Annotated in this window: 11 protein-coding genes and 3 tRNA genes; 2 read left to right on the top strand and 12 right to left on the bottom strand. The window is 56.6% G+C overall.

Going from position 1 to position 13,873, the window contains the following annotated elements; translation table 11 throughout:
- Positions 1-7 precede the first annotated feature (7 nt).
- The 3 genes from oadA to dbpA all read right to left on the bottom strand — a co-directional run bounded on the left by oadA (position 8) and on the right by dbpA (position 3,676).
- Positions 8-1,795: a sodium-extruding oxaloacetate decarboxylase subunit alpha gene (oadA, locus tag FDP08_RS00405; RefSeq protein WP_137434081.1), complete on the bottom strand. Its 1,788-nt coding sequence runs from the start codon at positions 1,793-1,795 to the stop codon at positions 8-10.
- 42 nt (positions 1,796-1,837) lie between these two features.
- Complete coding sequence (locus FDP08_RS00400; RefSeq protein ID WP_137434080.1) at positions 1,838-2,089, bottom strand: OadG family protein; 252 nt, start codon at positions 2,087-2,089, stop codon at positions 1,838-1,840.
- A 213-nt stretch (positions 2,090-2,302) separates the two neighbouring features.
- A complete protein-coding gene (gene dbpA, locus FDP08_RS00395) occupies positions 2,303-3,676 on the bottom strand; it encodes an ATP-dependent RNA helicase DbpA (RefSeq protein WP_137434079.1) in 1,374 nt (457 codons plus the stop codon).
- A gap of 103 nt (positions 3,677-3,779) precedes the next feature.
- Between dbpA and FDP08_RS00390 the strand changes: the two genes are divergently transcribed.
- A complete protein-coding gene (locus FDP08_RS00390; protein WP_137434078.1) occupies positions 3,780-4,316 on the top strand; it encodes a DUF2058 domain-containing protein in 537 nt (178 codons plus the stop codon).
- An 89-nt stretch (positions 4,317-4,405) separates the two neighbouring features.
- On the opposite strand, the gene FDP08_RS00385 is transcribed toward FDP08_RS00390, so the two are convergent.
- From FDP08_RS00385 to alaS, 7 genes are all read right to left on the bottom strand, one after another.
- Entirely contained in the window at positions 4,406-5,857 is a 1,452-nt protein-coding gene (locus FDP08_RS00385) for an alpha/beta hydrolase (RefSeq protein ID WP_137434077.1), read from the bottom strand.
- Positions 5,858-6,213: 356 nt separating this feature from the next.
- Positions 6,214-6,290, bottom strand: a tRNA-Arg gene (locus FDP08_RS00380).
- Positions 6,291-6,317: 27 nt separating this feature from the next.
- Positions 6,318-6,394: transfer RNA gene (locus FDP08_RS00375), tRNA-Arg, on the bottom strand.
- A gap of 50 nt (positions 6,395-6,444) precedes the next feature.
- Positions 6,445-6,534: transfer RNA gene (locus FDP08_RS00370), tRNA-Ser, on the bottom strand.
- Positions 6,535-6,661: 127 nt separating this feature from the next.
- A complete protein-coding gene (gene csrA, locus FDP08_RS00365; protein ID WP_008172808.1) occupies positions 6,662-6,859 on the bottom strand; it encodes a carbon storage regulator CsrA in 198 nt (65 codons plus the stop codon).
- A gap of 183 nt (positions 6,860-7,042) precedes the next feature.
- A complete protein-coding gene (locus tag FDP08_RS00360) occupies positions 7,043-8,278 on the bottom strand; it encodes an aspartate kinase (protein WP_137434076.1) in 1,236 nt (411 codons plus the stop codon).
- A gap of 103 nt (positions 8,279-8,381) precedes the next feature.
- Positions 8,382-11,012 carry an alanine--tRNA ligase gene (gene alaS / locus FDP08_RS00355; RefSeq protein WP_137434075.1) on the bottom strand — a complete coding sequence of 877 codons (2,631 nt, stop codon included), beginning with the start codon at positions 11,010-11,012 and terminating at the stop codon, positions 8,382-8,384.
- 130 nt (positions 11,013-11,142) lie between these two features.
- Between alaS and FDP08_RS00350 the strand changes: the two genes are divergently transcribed.
- Entirely contained in the window at positions 11,143-11,679 is a 537-nt protein-coding gene (locus tag FDP08_RS00350; protein WP_137434074.1) for an RDD family protein, read from the top strand.
- Here the strand turns inward: FDP08_RS00350 and lptG are convergent, their stop codons facing one another.
- Both lptG and lptF read right to left on the bottom strand, forming a co-directional pair.
- Positions 11,680-12,741 (bottom strand): LPS export ABC transporter permease LptG, encoded by a 1,062-nt coding sequence (lptG, locus tag FDP08_RS00345; protein ID WP_137434073.1) that lies wholly within the window; start codon positions 12,739-12,741, stop codon positions 11,680-11,682.
- A complete protein-coding gene (gene lptF / locus FDP08_RS00340) occupies positions 12,734-13,837 on the bottom strand; it encodes an LPS export ABC transporter permease LptF (protein ID WP_137434072.1) in 1,104 nt (367 codons plus the stop codon). Before lptF ends, lptG begins: the two co-directional genes overlap by 8 nt.
- Positions 13,838-13,873: the final 36 nt, after the last annotated feature.

Below are 13,873 nucleotides of genomic sequence, written 5' to 3'. Positions count from 1 at the left end.
CTGGCCCTTATGCGATTGTCAGCATTTCATCATCAGGGGAGACGGCATCACCGACCTTGATGAAGACTTCGCCGATGGTACCGGCCTTGGGTGCACGCACCTCGGTTTCCATTTTCATGGCTTCGAGAATGATCAGCACATCGCCTTCTTCAACGGCATCACCCGGGGACACCAGTACCTTGAAGATGTTGCCACCCAGTGGCGCCAGAACAGGCTCACCGTCGCCGGCCGGAACCGGAGCAGGCGAAGAAGCTGCCGGTGCAGAGGCAGCACCGCCCTCACCCTGGATCTGGGTGATCTCGCCACCTTCAGAAACGGCCACCACAAACTTCTTGCCGTTCACTTCTACGGTGTAGGTCTCAGGACCTTCGGACTTCTTGGCCGGAGCGGCGCTCTCTGCCGTCGGGACCGGCTCGAACGCATCCGGGTTACCGCGATTTTCCAGGAACTTGAGGCCAATCTGCGGGAACAGAGCGTAGGTCAGAACGTCGTCTTCAGTGTTCTCCGACAGCTTGATTCCTTTCTCATCAGCCAGCTTCTTGAGTTCTTCGGTCAGCTTGTCCATTTCCGGCTCGATGAGGTCGGCTGGACGGCAGGTGACCGGCTCTTTTCCATCCAGAACACGCTCCTGCAGCTCCTTGTTCATTGGCGCCGGTGCAGCACCGTACTCGCCCTTGAGAATGGCAGAGGTTTCCTTGGAGATGGACTTGTAACGCTCACCGGTCAGTACATTCAGTACCGCCTGGGTGCCAACGATCTGGGAGGTCGGTGTTACCAGCGGGATGAAGCCCAGGTCTTCACGTACCTTGGGGATTTCATCCAGAACCTGGTCGAACTTGTCGGCCGCGTTCTGCTCTTTCAACTGATTTTCCATGTTGGTCAGCATGCCACCCGGAACCTGAGCAATCAGGATGCGGGAGTCAGTGCCCCTGAGGCTGCCTTCGAACCTGGCGTATTTCTTACGCACTTCACGGAAGTAACTGGCAATCTCTTCAAGCAGGTTCAGATCGAGGCCTGTGTCACGATCGGTTCCTTCCAGAATCGCAACCACCGCCTCGGTGGGGGAGTGACCATAGGTCATACTCATTGAGGAGATGGCCGTATCCACGTTATCGATACCAGCTTCCGCTGCCTTGATGGCGGTCGCCGTAGACATACCGGTCGTGGCATGGCACTGCATGTGAATCGGGATATCCAGCTCTTTCTTCAGACGGCTGACCAGATCAAAAGCGACATAAGGCTTGAGAATGCCCGCCATGTCCTTGATAGCGATGGAGTCCGCGCCCATGTCCGCGACTTCCTTCGCCAGCTCTACCCACATTTCGATGGTGTGCACCGGACTGGTGGTATAGGCGATCGTGCCCTGGGCATGTTTGCCGGTCTTTCGAACGGCCTTGATGGCGCGATCCAGGTTGCGAGGATCGTTCATCGCATCAAAAATCCGGAATACATCAACGCCGTTTTCGGCGGCACGCTCACAGAAACGGTCAACCACATCATCCGCGTAATGCCGGTAGCCCAGCAAGTTCTGGCCACGCAGCAGCATCTGCTGCGGGGTATTGGGCATGGCTTTTTTCAGCTCACGGATGCGCTCCCACGGGTCCTCGCCCAGATAGCGAATGCAGGAGTCAAAGGTAGCTCCACCCCAGGATTCCAGAGACCAGAAGCCTACTTTGTCCAGCTTCTCGGCAATGGGCAGCATATCGTCAAGCCGCATGCGGGTGGCCAGCAGGGACTGGTGGGCGTCACGCAGAATAACGTCCGTAATCCCCAGCGGTTTCTTCGTGTCAGTCATCGTGTCAGCCTTCTGTTTAAAGGTTCTAATCTGTCTGCCCGGTCACTTCTTGTGGCGTGACCGGTATTGTGCAATCGCTTTCTTAATCGCTTCAGCGGTGTCAGGATCAACTGGCGACGGCGCTGAGGGCTTTGCACGTGATTTCGGAGCGGCAGGTTCAGGCTCAGCTGGACCAAACCGGAGCACCAGTTTTGACATGAGCAGGGTTGCAAACACCAATATGATCAGGAATGCGAAGACAAACCCCATGCCTGCGACCATCAGATCGATGGCTTGTGACATCAGCTCATTCATAACGAATAGCTACCTGTATTGAGTTGTTGATTTTCCCGAGCTGCCTGCCAATCCGCGGAGAGTATCCGCAGACCAGGCACTTCGGGGGGCAAAATCCCGCGTAATTTACCGTTTTCCGACTCGCTGAGCAACCTAATTGCAGGTTTCAATAGGTGGTTTCCGAGCGCACAGGCCCACACTGACAGGAATCGGGCAGGTAAAACCGATTCTCATTCATGCATAGCGTACACGCATTTTCCGACCCTTTATTCGACCTTGCTCCAGTCGTTTCAGAGCCATTGCCGCTGATTCCTTCTCCACGGCAACAAAACACTGAAAATCAAAGAGATCAATCTTCCCGACCACCTTCCCCGGCAGCCCTGCCTCGCCCGTGAGCGCACCAAGGACATCGCCCGGACGGACCTTGTCTTTCCGTCCCCCGGCGATGCACAGGGTTTTCATCGCAGGATCCATCGGCTGCAACGGCGTTGCCAACAGATTCCCCGTATCACCCCATTCCACGGCCTGTTTGCGCCCGGCCTCCAGCCGGTTGATCTTGTGAGCCTGGGACGGCGTGCAGAATGTCACTGCCAGGCCCTGTTCCCCCGCCCGGCCTGTGCGCCCGACACGATGGGTATGCACTTCCGGGTCCCGGGCAGGCTCGACGTTCACCACCAGTGGCAGAGACTTGATATCCAGGCCTCGCGCAGCAACATCGGTGGCCACAAGCACTGAACAGCTCTGATTACCAAAACGGACCAGAACACTGTCTCGGTCCCTCTGCTCAAGATCACCGTGCAGAGGCAGGGCTGAAAATCCCATACTATTCAGCTCACTGGCCACCTCATCGCACTGCTGCTTCCTGGTACAGAAAGCAATACAGGAAGCAGGCTGGTGCAGCGACAGCAACGCCGCCAGGGCCTGAACCTGTTGTCCTGGCGCGATCTCATAAAACTGTTCACTAATGTCGGACTCGAGTGCCTGGCTATCAATCCGCACATCCACCGGGTTGTTCTGGTACTGCTCGCTGAGCCTGCGGATGTTTTCGGGCCAGGTGGCAGAAAACATCAACGTCTGCCTCTTCTTTGGCGCCTGACCAATGATGTCCTCTACCGCTTCCTGGAAACCCATATCCAGCATCCGGTCTGCTTCATCCAGAACCAGAGTTGTAAGCTGGTCCAGCCTGAGAGTCCCTTTACGAAGGTGATCCTGAATCCGCCCCGGGGTCCCCACCACAATGTGGGCGCCATGGCTGAGCGAGCCAATCTGCGGCCCAATGGAAACACCGCCACACAAGGACAGGATTTTCACATTATCCCGCGCCACCGCCAGTTCTCGAAGGGCTTTGGCCACCTGGTCCGCCAATTCCCGCGTCGGGCAGAGTACCAGCCCCTGAACCACAAACCTGCGCGGCTGCAGTTTTTCCACCAGGGGAATCCCGAAAGCAGCCGTCTTGCCACTGCCGGTCTGAGCCATGGCAATCAGGTCGCTGCCCTTGAGCGCAGGCGGCAAGGCGCCGATCTGGATGGGGGTCGGACTTTCAAAGCCAAGTCTCGACAGATTTTCGAGCATTGGCCGGGAAAGACCCAGCTCACTGAATGACGGCATAAAAATTCCTGGAATAGCAATAGGGGATGGGTTCGACCGGGAGCATTCCGGGCGTATACTGGGGGCAGTTTACCAGAAATAGAAACCTGTCACGGAGCATTGAATGCCATCACTACAGGATCAGCTGTTGAAAGCCGGCCTGGCCGATGAGAAAAAGGCCAAGGCCATCCGCAATGAGAAACACAAGAAGCGCAAGCAGCAACCCAAGGGGTCCGTTGAGGTCAATGAAGCCGAGATCCGCGCCCGCCAGGCAAGGGAAGAAAAGGCGGAACGGGACCGGCAACTGAATCTCGAGCGCCAGAAGCAGGCGGAGAAAAAGGCCATTCACGCCCAGATCCAGCAATTGGTGGAAACCAACCGCCTTGATCGGTCCCGGGGTGAAACCTCCTACCAGTTCGTGCATGACAAAAAGATCAAGAAGCTCTTTGTGGACGACACCATGGTTGACCAGCTCTCACGGGGGCGGCTGGCCATTGTATTCGTGAATGACGCCTACGAAATTGTCGCTGAAGGCGTAGCACGAAAGATTATGGAACGGGATGAAAGTGCCGTTGTAGTGCTGCACGACCGCAAGAACGATGACCAGGGTGATGACGACCCTTATGCGGGTTACGAGATTCCGGATGACTTGATGTGGTAGCAACCGTCTACCCGGACATTACACAGAAACACTGAAGCGCCCGCTACGATCGTAGCGGGCGCTTCAGCAACACCTTGGCGACTGCCCGTTTATTCGCACTGCGGGAGATTATCACGCCCGCTGGACAGCTCATCATTGGTGTAGGCACAGCCGTACTGCTCATCGGCCACTTCTGCCGGGTCCAGAACCTCGTCGCCACCGGGCTTGATACCAGAATTCACCCAGGTCACCAGGTCCACGAGCGCTGTAGAGAACTCGGTGCCCGAGAAGCCGCAGTGGTTCGGATCACGGATCGCCCGCTGCACCAGCATATCCCCACTGCCATGGGTCTCGGCCGCTTCACGATAGCGCTGCTGATGCACGAATGGTACGAAAAAGTCACCCAGCGTGTGCATGGTCAGCACCGGGACATCGAAGTCACCCTGAACCAGAGGTAGCCAGCGGACGCTGTCGTCACGAACAGGGTTGGCACCCTTTTCCGCCTGGAAGCGCCCAACTTTCGCAGTAAATGCCCGCTCCTGGTCAGTAAAACGCTTGCCGTCTGTCCAGCGATAGATACGGTCTGTATTGTCGTAAATCTCATTGGCCAGGATACCGGTTACAGTCCCATCAGCTCCGCCAGTACCCAGAACCGCCCCGTGCCACACCGGGTTCTGAAAGCCCTCGTCAAAAATCGGCCGGTCTCCACCGGTCAGATTCATCGCAATGTCCTTCAGACGCTGACCAGCCTCATTCTGCGGCACGAAAGTGGGTGCACCCCCGTCGAACTCGAACAGGTTGAACAGCGCCTCACCAACGTACTCCTGGTAGTCTTCATAAGGCCGGTGACCGAAGCCGGCAAGCTCTCTGACAACGCGGTTGTAGTCACCAAGCCATTGAAACTGGTTCTGTTCTGCCTGACACAACGGTAGAGCCCCCTCGTAAGCAACCGGATAACGCGCCGTTTCCAGCGTTTCGCGCTCAACGGCGGCGGCTGCCGTATGACCACCCATTGAAACGCCCGCAATCAGGTACTGACCGGGGTCGCGATATCCCACACTCCAGTCGCGCTCGAGATAGTCTGTCAGTTCCAGCGCCAGGCGGTTGGTATCCTCTATGGCCGCACGCACGTCGTAATAGTTGGCCGAGTAAGACGATGCCGCCCAGGCATAGCCGAGAGCCAGGGCAGTATTCCGGAACGCCAGATTGGGCACCTCACGCGTTAATGTCTGACCCCGGCCACGGAAACCATGGGTGTACATGATCACACCGCCATTCCAGTTTTGCGGGAACTCGGCGGTGTAGGAGGCGGGTCCCTCAATGCCCTCATAGACCCCCCAGTACGCTGTCGCCCCCGTGAAAGCCGTGAAGGCCAGATCGGCGTTTTCCTGAACCCGGAAAACCCGGCTGTCGTGCTCACGCACATGCTCGGTCAAGCCCTTTCCTATTCCCTGTCCCCGGGCCTTGTCCTGATCCGATGCCATGGCGAGGGCAATGGTCGGAGCCGTAACCGCTACTGCAGTGGCACACGCCATTGCCAAGAGATTTTTACTCAACATCATATCTTTGCTCCTGATTATTATTGTTGATGGTACCTTCGTTCTGCCTGGCGAAACATAATTTCTAAAACCAGCATTTATACCATAGGAGCAATCAGTAAATGGCGCAATTAATGGAGGGATCAGAAAACAAAAAACCCGCTCGAGAGCGGGGTCTTTTGTTTGATATGGCGCGGCTGGGAGGATTATTCGGGTCTACGGCCCTCACCCCTTCGGGGCCGCCGTCGCTTTGCTCCGGCGTTCCTCAACCCACAGCGTGGGTTTCGGTCGAACCTCTTTCGGTTCAAATTCTCCCAGCTATACATAGCAAAACGCCTCAGCCTGTGGGATTCACAAACTGAGGCGCTTTGGTCTTAATATGGCGCGGCTGGGAGGATTCGAACCTCCGACCGCCTGGTTCGTAGCCAGGTACTCTATCCAGCTGAGCTACAGCCGCTTGAAACCTTGCAAGCCTGTTCGAGAATGGCGCGGCTGGGAGGATTCGAACCTCCGACCGCCTGGTTCGTAGCCAGGTACTCTATCCAGCTGAGCTACAGCCGCGCATCACGAATTCTCGCTTCAAACTGTTCTCTTTCATCTCCCAAAAGAAATGGCGGAGAGGGAGGGATTCGAACCCTCGGTACGATTGCTCGTACGGTTCCTTAGCAGGGAACTGGTTTCAGCCACTCACCCACCTCTCCTTGAGAACGGGGCGTATACTACCATAATTTTTCTGATTTCATAGGGTTGACACGAGTTTTTTCAAACGCCGCCTTCCCTGATACAAAAAAACCGTCCGGGCTTCCCTCGAACGGCTTTTTGTCACTCTCAGCTGTTGCCGGGCTCCGGCTCTTCAGAGCCCTTCTCGCTCTGTATGCGCTGATAGATTTCTTCGCGGTGTACCGCCACTTCTTTCGGCGCATTGACACCGATTCTTACCTGGTTCCCCTTCACCCCAAGCACGGTTACGGTGATGTCATCACCGACCATCAGGGTCTCGCCTACACGGCGGGTCAAAATCAACATGTCCTTTACTCCCTTATCCAGAGCTACCTGTTCCGACAAATGTATACTGCTTACTTTTATAGTGGGATCACTTACTGATCAAAAGACGCATAATCACTTATACGCACTTATGAAGGCAGAAGCCTGCAAATGATGCCCTTTTACCGAAAACCCAAACGAACCGGCGTTTTTGCCCGCAAACTATCAGGCTTCCTCGATCCCGGGTTTGTCCAGTTCGAAAGCACTATGAAGCGCCCGCACCGCCAGCTCAAGGTATTTTTCGTCAATCACCACAGAGATCTTAATCTCGGACGTGGAAATCATCAGAATATTGATGCCCTCGTTAGACAGCGCTGCAAACATTTTAGTTGCGACACCTGCGTGGGAACGCATCCCCACACCCACAATGCTCACCTTCGCGATCTTGCTGTCACCACTGACTTCCCGGGCGCTGAGCTCATCCGATACCTTCTGGAGAACAGCCTGGGCACGCCTGAAATCATTCCGGTGCACGGTAAAGGTGAAATCCGTGCGGTTGTCCGCGCCGACGTTCTGAACGATCATGTCGACTTCGATATTGGCATCACTGATCGGCTGCAGAATACGCAACGCACTGCCCGGTGTATCCGGTACCCCGGCAATCGTCAGCTTGGCTTCATCACGGTTAAAGGCTATACCGGAGACGAGCGGTTGTTCCATGGCGCTTTCATCCTCAAAAGTAATCAGGGTGCCCTCACCTTCCTGGAAGCTGGAAAGAACCCTTAAAGGAACATTGTATTTACCTGCAAATTCCACCGCACGAATCTGAAGAACTTTCGAGCCGAGGCTTGCCATCTCGATCATTTCTTCGAAGGTGATCCGTTCAAGCCGGCGCGCGCTGTCGACCACCCGCGGGTCGGTGGTATAAACACCGTCTACATCAGTGTAGATCTGACATTCATCAGCCTTCAATGCTGCAGCAAGGGCAACGGCTGTGGTATCCGAGCCACCACGGCCCAGAGTGGTGATACTGCCGTTATCGTCAATGCCCTGAAACCCTGCAACCACAACCACCCGGCCGGCATTGAGGTCTTCCTTCATGCGCTGCTCATCAATCTGCTTGATGCGCGCCTTGGTGTGGGTGCTGTCGGTCAGAATCCTCACCTGGGAGCCCGTGTAGGACCGTGCATCGCATCCGCGTTTCTGCAGGGCCATGGACAACAGAGCTATGGTCACCTGTTCACCGGTGGATATCAGCACATCCATTTCCCGGGGAGTGGGCTCATCCATGATTTCATTGGCAAGGCCAATCAGACGGTTGGTCTCGCCACTCATGGCTGACACTACAACCACCACGTCGTGCCCTTCCCTGCGAAAGCGACTGACTTTCTCAGCAACCGCTTCAATCCGTTCGGTGGTGCCTACGGATGTACCACCAAATTTCTGAACCAAGAGCGCCATTATTTTCCCGATACCAAACGTGGACAAATGGCAGGACAAAGCCCTGCCTCAGACGATCAAACGGGCGGGATTATAAACGCCTGCCCGTTTTCGCAACAGCTACCTAAGCAATATTTTTCTCAACCCAGGCAGGAACTCCGGCAAGGGCCTCCGCCAGTTTGGAGGGATCATTACCTCCGCCCTGGGCCATATCGGGGCGACCACCACCCTTGCCGTCAACCTGGGCAGCCAGATGCTTCATCAGGTCGCCGGCTTTGATCCTGCCGGTGGCAGACTTGGTCACACCGGCCACCAGGGTAACCTTGCCATCTTCAACGCTGGCGAGGACGACTACACCCTCACCCAGCTTGTTCTTGAGCTGGTCTGCCGTTTCCATCAGCGCCTTGCGATCCGCGCCCTGCATTTCTGAAGCAACCACTTTCAGGCCACCAACCTCAACGGCAGAACCGGCCAGGTCAGTTCCGGCAGAGCTTGCCAGTTTTGCCTGAAGCGCATTGAGCTCTTTTTCGAGCTGCCGGTTGCGTTCCAGGGTTTGCTGAACTTTCTCCACCAGCGACTCGCGGGAGCCTTTTACCAGCTTTGCCGCCTCGCGCAGTGTCTGCTCGGTTTCCTCTACCCACTCCAGGGCGCCAAAACCGGTCACGGCTTCAATCCGGCGCACGCCAGAAGAAATACCGCTTTCCGAGGTAATGCGGAACAAACCGATATCGCCGGTACGCGCCACGTGAGTACCACCGCAAAGCTCCACGGAGTAGTCATCGGAACCCATGCTAAGCACCCTGACGGTGTCGCCGTATTTTTCACCAAACAGCGCTATGGCGCCCTTGGCCTGGGCCTGCTCCATGTCGGTGATTTCCGTCTGTACGGGGGTGTTATCCAGTATCTGCTGGTTGACCTGGCGCTCAATTTCCCGCAACTGTTCCGGTGTCACCGGTTCGAAGTGGGAAAAGTCGAAACGCAGCTTGTCCGGGTCCACCAGCGAGCCTTTCTGGGAAACGTGCTCACCCAGCACGTTGCGGAGTGCAGCGTGCATCAGGTGCGTTGCCGAATGGTTTTTCTTGGTCCGTTCACGGCGAGCATGGTCGATGCGTGCATCCACTTCCAGACCGGGAAACAGTTCACCTTCGATCACAGTGCCGATGTGAAGGTGGTTTTTGCCCTCCTTCTGGGTGTCCGTCACTTTGAAACGGCCGCCGCTCCAGGTCAGCAGGCCGGTGTCGCCCACCTGGCCACCGGATTCCGCGTAGAACGGCGTGCGCTCCAGAACCACCACGGCTTCATCGCCCGCCTGGGCATTCTTTTCATTGCCATCAACAATCACCGTGCGAATGGTTTCGTGGCCATCGATATGCTCGTAACCGGTAAACTCGGTGGAACCTTCAATGGTCAGGCCGGCGGCGTTGTAATCGATGCCGAATTTGCTGGCGGCTCGGGCACGCTCGCGCTGGCGCTCCATGGCTTTTTCGTAGCCTTCATAATCCAGAGTCAGGCCACGCTCGCGGGCGATATCGTTGGTAAGATCCACCGGGAAACCGTAGGTATCATAAAGGGTGAAAATGGTTTCGCCCGGAATCTCGGTACCCTTCAGTTCAGCAATATCCTGCTCCAACAGGCGCAGACCCTTGTCCAGGGTCTTGGCGAACTGCTCTTCTTCCTGCAACAGCACCTTTTCAATCTGTTTGCGGCTGCTGACCAGTTGCGGGTAGGCGTCGCCCATTAACTCAACCAGCGCGCCAGTCAGCTTGTAGAAGAATGCCCGGGTTGCCCCCAGTTTGTTGCCATGGCGGGCAGCCCGGCGGATGATCCTGCGCAGCACGAAGCCCCGGCCTTCATTGGACGGCATCACACCATCGGCGATCAGGAAGGCACAGGAGCGAATATGGTCTGCCACTACCCGTAGCGAGGCCTCAGTGGTGTCCACGCCACCGAGGATGTCAGAAGCTGCATTCAGCAGGTCCTGCATCAAGTCGATTTCATAGTTGCTGTGAACCCCCTGAAGCACGGCGGTGATGCGCTCAAGCCCCATACCGGTATCTACCGAGGGCTTGGGCAGCGGCAGCATTTCACCGTCCGCCTGGCGGTTGTACTGCATGAACACTACGTTCCAGATCTCGATGTAGCGGTCACCGTCTTCTTCCGGGCTACCGGGAGGGCCACCAGCTACGTCCGGGCCGTGGTCAAAGAAGATCTCGGTACAGGGGCCGCAGGGGCCGGTATCGCCCATCTGCCAGAAATTGTCGGAAGCGTAGGGAGCACCCTTGTTGTCACCAATGCGTACAATGCGGTCAGCCGGAACGCCGATTTCCTGGTTCCAGATATCAAACGCTTCGTCATCAGAGGCATATATGGTCACCCACAGCTTTTCTTTCGGCAGCTTCAGCCAGTCGTCACCGGTCAGGAAGGTCCAGGCAAAATTGATGGCTTCGCGCTTGAAGTAGTCACCGAAGCTGAAGTTGCCCAGCATCTCGAAAAAGGTATGGTGGCGCGCGGTGTAACCCACATTTTCCAGATCATTGTGCTTGCCGCCGGCCCGAACGCACTTTTGCGAGGTGGTCGCCCGGGTGTAGTCGCGCTCTTCACGGCCAAGGAACACGTCCTTGAACTGGTTCATTCCCGCGTTGGTAAACAGCAATGTAGGGTCGTCCGCCGGCACCAGCGAACTGCTTGGTACGATGGTGTGGCCCTGCTGCTTGAAGTAATCGAGAAATGCCTGTCGCAACTCTGCGGTTTTCATAGCCCTTTGATACCCTTCTATAAACCCGTGCGGGTCCACGTTTAAAGACACATACTTACATGCGCGTGCAAATCCGCTACTCTAGCACACGCCGAGTACAGGAAAAACGTGAAACATCACAGGAGACGCCATGCCCCGCCGCTTTCATACCGCCGAGGAGCTGTTACCCCCCGCGCCGTTCATCAAGCGACTCATGGCTGTGATTTACGATGCCCTGATCAGCGTTGCGGTGCTGTTGGTGACCACCTGGGCGTATACCCTTGTGGCAGGCTGGACGACCGGCTGGGACAAGTATGAGGAAATGGCGGAAGCGGGCACCATCGGAGCAGACCCGATACTGACGTTTGTACTCTTCCTGGTCCTGTATCTGTTTTTCGGTTATTTCTGGACCAGAAACGGGCAGACGCTGGGCATGCAGGTGTGGCGCATTCGCATTGAAAACCTGGACGGTACTTCCGTGTCCTGGACGCAGGCGCTTAAACGCTACGTCGCAGCGGCCGCAATCCTGTTCGTTGCCCTGCTGGGTGCCTACTATCTGAATGCCGCCACCCTGTTCGTCACTATCCCGGCCATTATCGCGCTGTTCTACCCCATCAACGGTCTGTCCCTGACCGACCGCGCTTCCGACAGCATCGTTGCTACGGTGCCAAAAGAGCCGAAAAAATAGCTACCCTGCCCGTCTCATGAGTACGGCGCCCACCACTGCATTGATTGCAATCGGCAGAACAATCGCCAGCACGGGATTGAAACCGAAAACCAGGCTCATGGGCCCCAGAAGGTCCTGCATGTATTTGAACAGCAACCCCACGATCAGGCCGGTAAACACCCGAAAGCCCATGGTGACGGATCTCAGCGGGCCGAACACAAACGAAATCGCCACCAACACCATGACCGCCGTGCCCAATGGCATCAATACTTTCTTCCAGAATGCCAGCCAGTAATTCGCCGCGTTCAACCCCTGCTCACCCAGATAACGGGCATAGGTATAAAGGCCGGAGATGGACAGGTCTTCCGGCTTTACAATCAGCACGCTGAGCACATTCGGAGACAAACCGGTTTGCCAGCGTAGCGCTCGGTGCTTTTCCTGGGTGGTTTGATCGTCACTCAGATTGGTGGTGGTGACATTTTCCAGCAACCAGTGGTCGCCCTGGTAAATACCTCTCTCCGCAAAACTGACCGAAACCAGCCAGCGCTCATCATCAAAACGAAACAGCGATATTCCGTGAAGCACCCCATTGGGCTGAACGGCGTTCAGATGCATGAACACCTCGCCTTCCCGGTGCCAGATGCCCGATGCCGACGCAACATTTTCGCCCGCGCCCTGGGCAATCGCCTTCTGGCTCTGGGCCATACGCTCAGCCGGTGGCGCAACGTATTCGCCAATCAGCACGCCGACCAGCACGATCACCAGAGCCGGTTTCATGGCCGACCAGACGATACGCTTCAGGGACACCCCGGCCGCACGAATGACTGTCAGTTCAGAAGAGCTCGCCATGGCCCCCAGCCCCACGAGGCACCCCATGAATGCGCCGAGAGGCAAATAATCATAGATACGGCGGGGCAGGGTCATAAACACAAACGACAGGGCCTGCAGCATCTGGTAATCGTTTTTGGCGTCATCCAGCTCGGCGATAAAGGCAAAGATCAGATCCAGAGACAGCACCACCAGCATCACCAGGAACATGGCGCCACCCACGGTAGTCATCACGTAACGGTCGATCTTACGCATGGGTGCGCCCCTCCCTAATCAGGCGCCGCCGGTACAGCCAGGCGGGGCCAAATTGCAGCCACAAGCCCAGCACCAGGAAGATGGCGTGCACCCAGAGCAGGCCGACCCACTCAGGAACCTTCCCGTTTTCAAGGGCGTCACGAGCCACAATCAGCAAGCCAAGATAGGTGATATAAACCAGCATTGCCGGAAGCAGGTGGAAAAACCGGCCCTGACGCGGGTTCACGCGGCTCAGCCGCACGGCCAGCAAGGTTACGATCGGCACGATCAGTGGCAGTGTGAAGCGCCAGTGCAGCATCGCACGGTGCTCGGGATTGTCTGATGCCATCAGATCCCAGGTACTGAGCCCCTCTTCCAGCTCTTTTTCACGGGCGTTGCCACTGCGAATCTTCAGCCCATAGGCATCAAAACCGGTCACATCGTAATCAAGGCGACCGGGAACACCCTCGAAGCGGGCACCCTCCTCGAGAACCAGAAACCGGCTGCCGGTCTCCTCATCAACCAGTTGGGAACCCTCACGGGCGGTAATAATCGACAGGCCTTCGCCCTCCGGCTTGTACTCCGCAATAAAAACGCCTTCAAGCCGTCGCTTGTCGTCACTCAGCCCTTCGGTATAGGTAACACGCCCCCCGGATGACAGCGACTGGAAGCGCCCTGGCGCAAGCATTTCAAACTCTGTCGCCTGGCGCTGCTCATTGAAAATGGCTTCCACCTGCTTCATGCCCCAGGGCGATACATAAAGGCTCATGGCCCCGACGGTCAGCATCACCGGAATACTGCCAACCAGGGTTTTGCCCAACAGCTGCTTGTCGCTGATACCACAGGCGAACAGAACGGTCATTTCACTTTCCAGGTACATGCGCCCGTAAGCCAGCAGAATGCCGATGAAAAAGCCCAGTGGAAGGATCAGTTCCAGGAATCCGGGAAAGCGGTAGGCCATAATCTGGAACAGTACATCGCCGGCCAGCTCCCCGGCAGCGGCATCGGCCAGATACTTGATAAACCGGCCGCTCATGAACACCATCAGCAGAATGCCGGAAACGGCAAGCATGCTGATAATCACCTGGCGGGTAAGGTAGCGGAAAACGATGCTCAATTCGGTCTCTCAGAGCCGGATGCGACCGGAGTCGAT

It is taken from the genome of Marinobacter panjinensis (genome assembly GCF_005298175.1).
GTDB lineage: Bacteria > Pseudomonadota > Gammaproteobacteria > Pseudomonadales > Oleiphilaceae > Marinobacter > Marinobacter panjinensis.
The sequence above is the reverse complement of the archived record's forward strand: the minus strand, read 5'-3'. Positions and strand labels throughout refer to the sequence as shown.

Coding starts and splice junctions, on each gene's coding strand:
- lptG (WP_137434073.1), bottom strand. CDS start 12,741: ATGCGTAAGATCGACCGTTACGTGATGACTACCGTGGGTGGCGCCATG.
- FDP08_RS00385 (WP_137434077.1), bottom strand. CDS start 5,857: ATGATGTTGAGTAAAAATCTCTTGGCAATGGCGTGTGCCACTGCAGTA.
- FDP08_RS00350 (WP_137434074.1), top strand. CDS start 11,143: ATGCCCCGCCGCTTTCATACCGCCGAGGAGCTGTTACCCCCCGCGCCG.
- FDP08_RS00390 (WP_137434078.1), top strand. CDS start 3,780: ATGCCATCACTACAGGATCAGCTGTTGAAAGCCGGCCTGGCCGATGAG.
- csrA (WP_008172808.1), bottom strand. CDS start 6,859: ATGTTGATTTTGACCCGCCGTGTAGGCGAGACCCTGATGGTCGGTGAT.
- dbpA (WP_137434079.1), bottom strand. CDS start 3,676: ATGCCGTCATTCAGTGAGCTGGGTCTTTCCCGGCCAATGCTCGAAAAT.
- FDP08_RS00400 (WP_137434080.1), bottom strand. CDS start 2,089: ATGAATGAGCTGATGTCACAAGCCATCGATCTGATGGTCGCAGGCATG.
- alaS (WP_137434075.1), bottom strand. CDS start 11,012: ATGAAAACCGCAGAGTTGCGACAGGCATTTCTCGATTACTTCAAGCAG.
- FDP08_RS00360 (WP_137434076.1), bottom strand. CDS start 8,278: ATGGCGCTCTTGGTTCAGAAATTTGGTGGTACATCCGTAGGCACCACC.
- oadA (WP_137434081.1), bottom strand. CDS start 1,795: ATGACTGACACGAAGAAACCGCTGGGGATTACGGACGTTATTCTGCGT.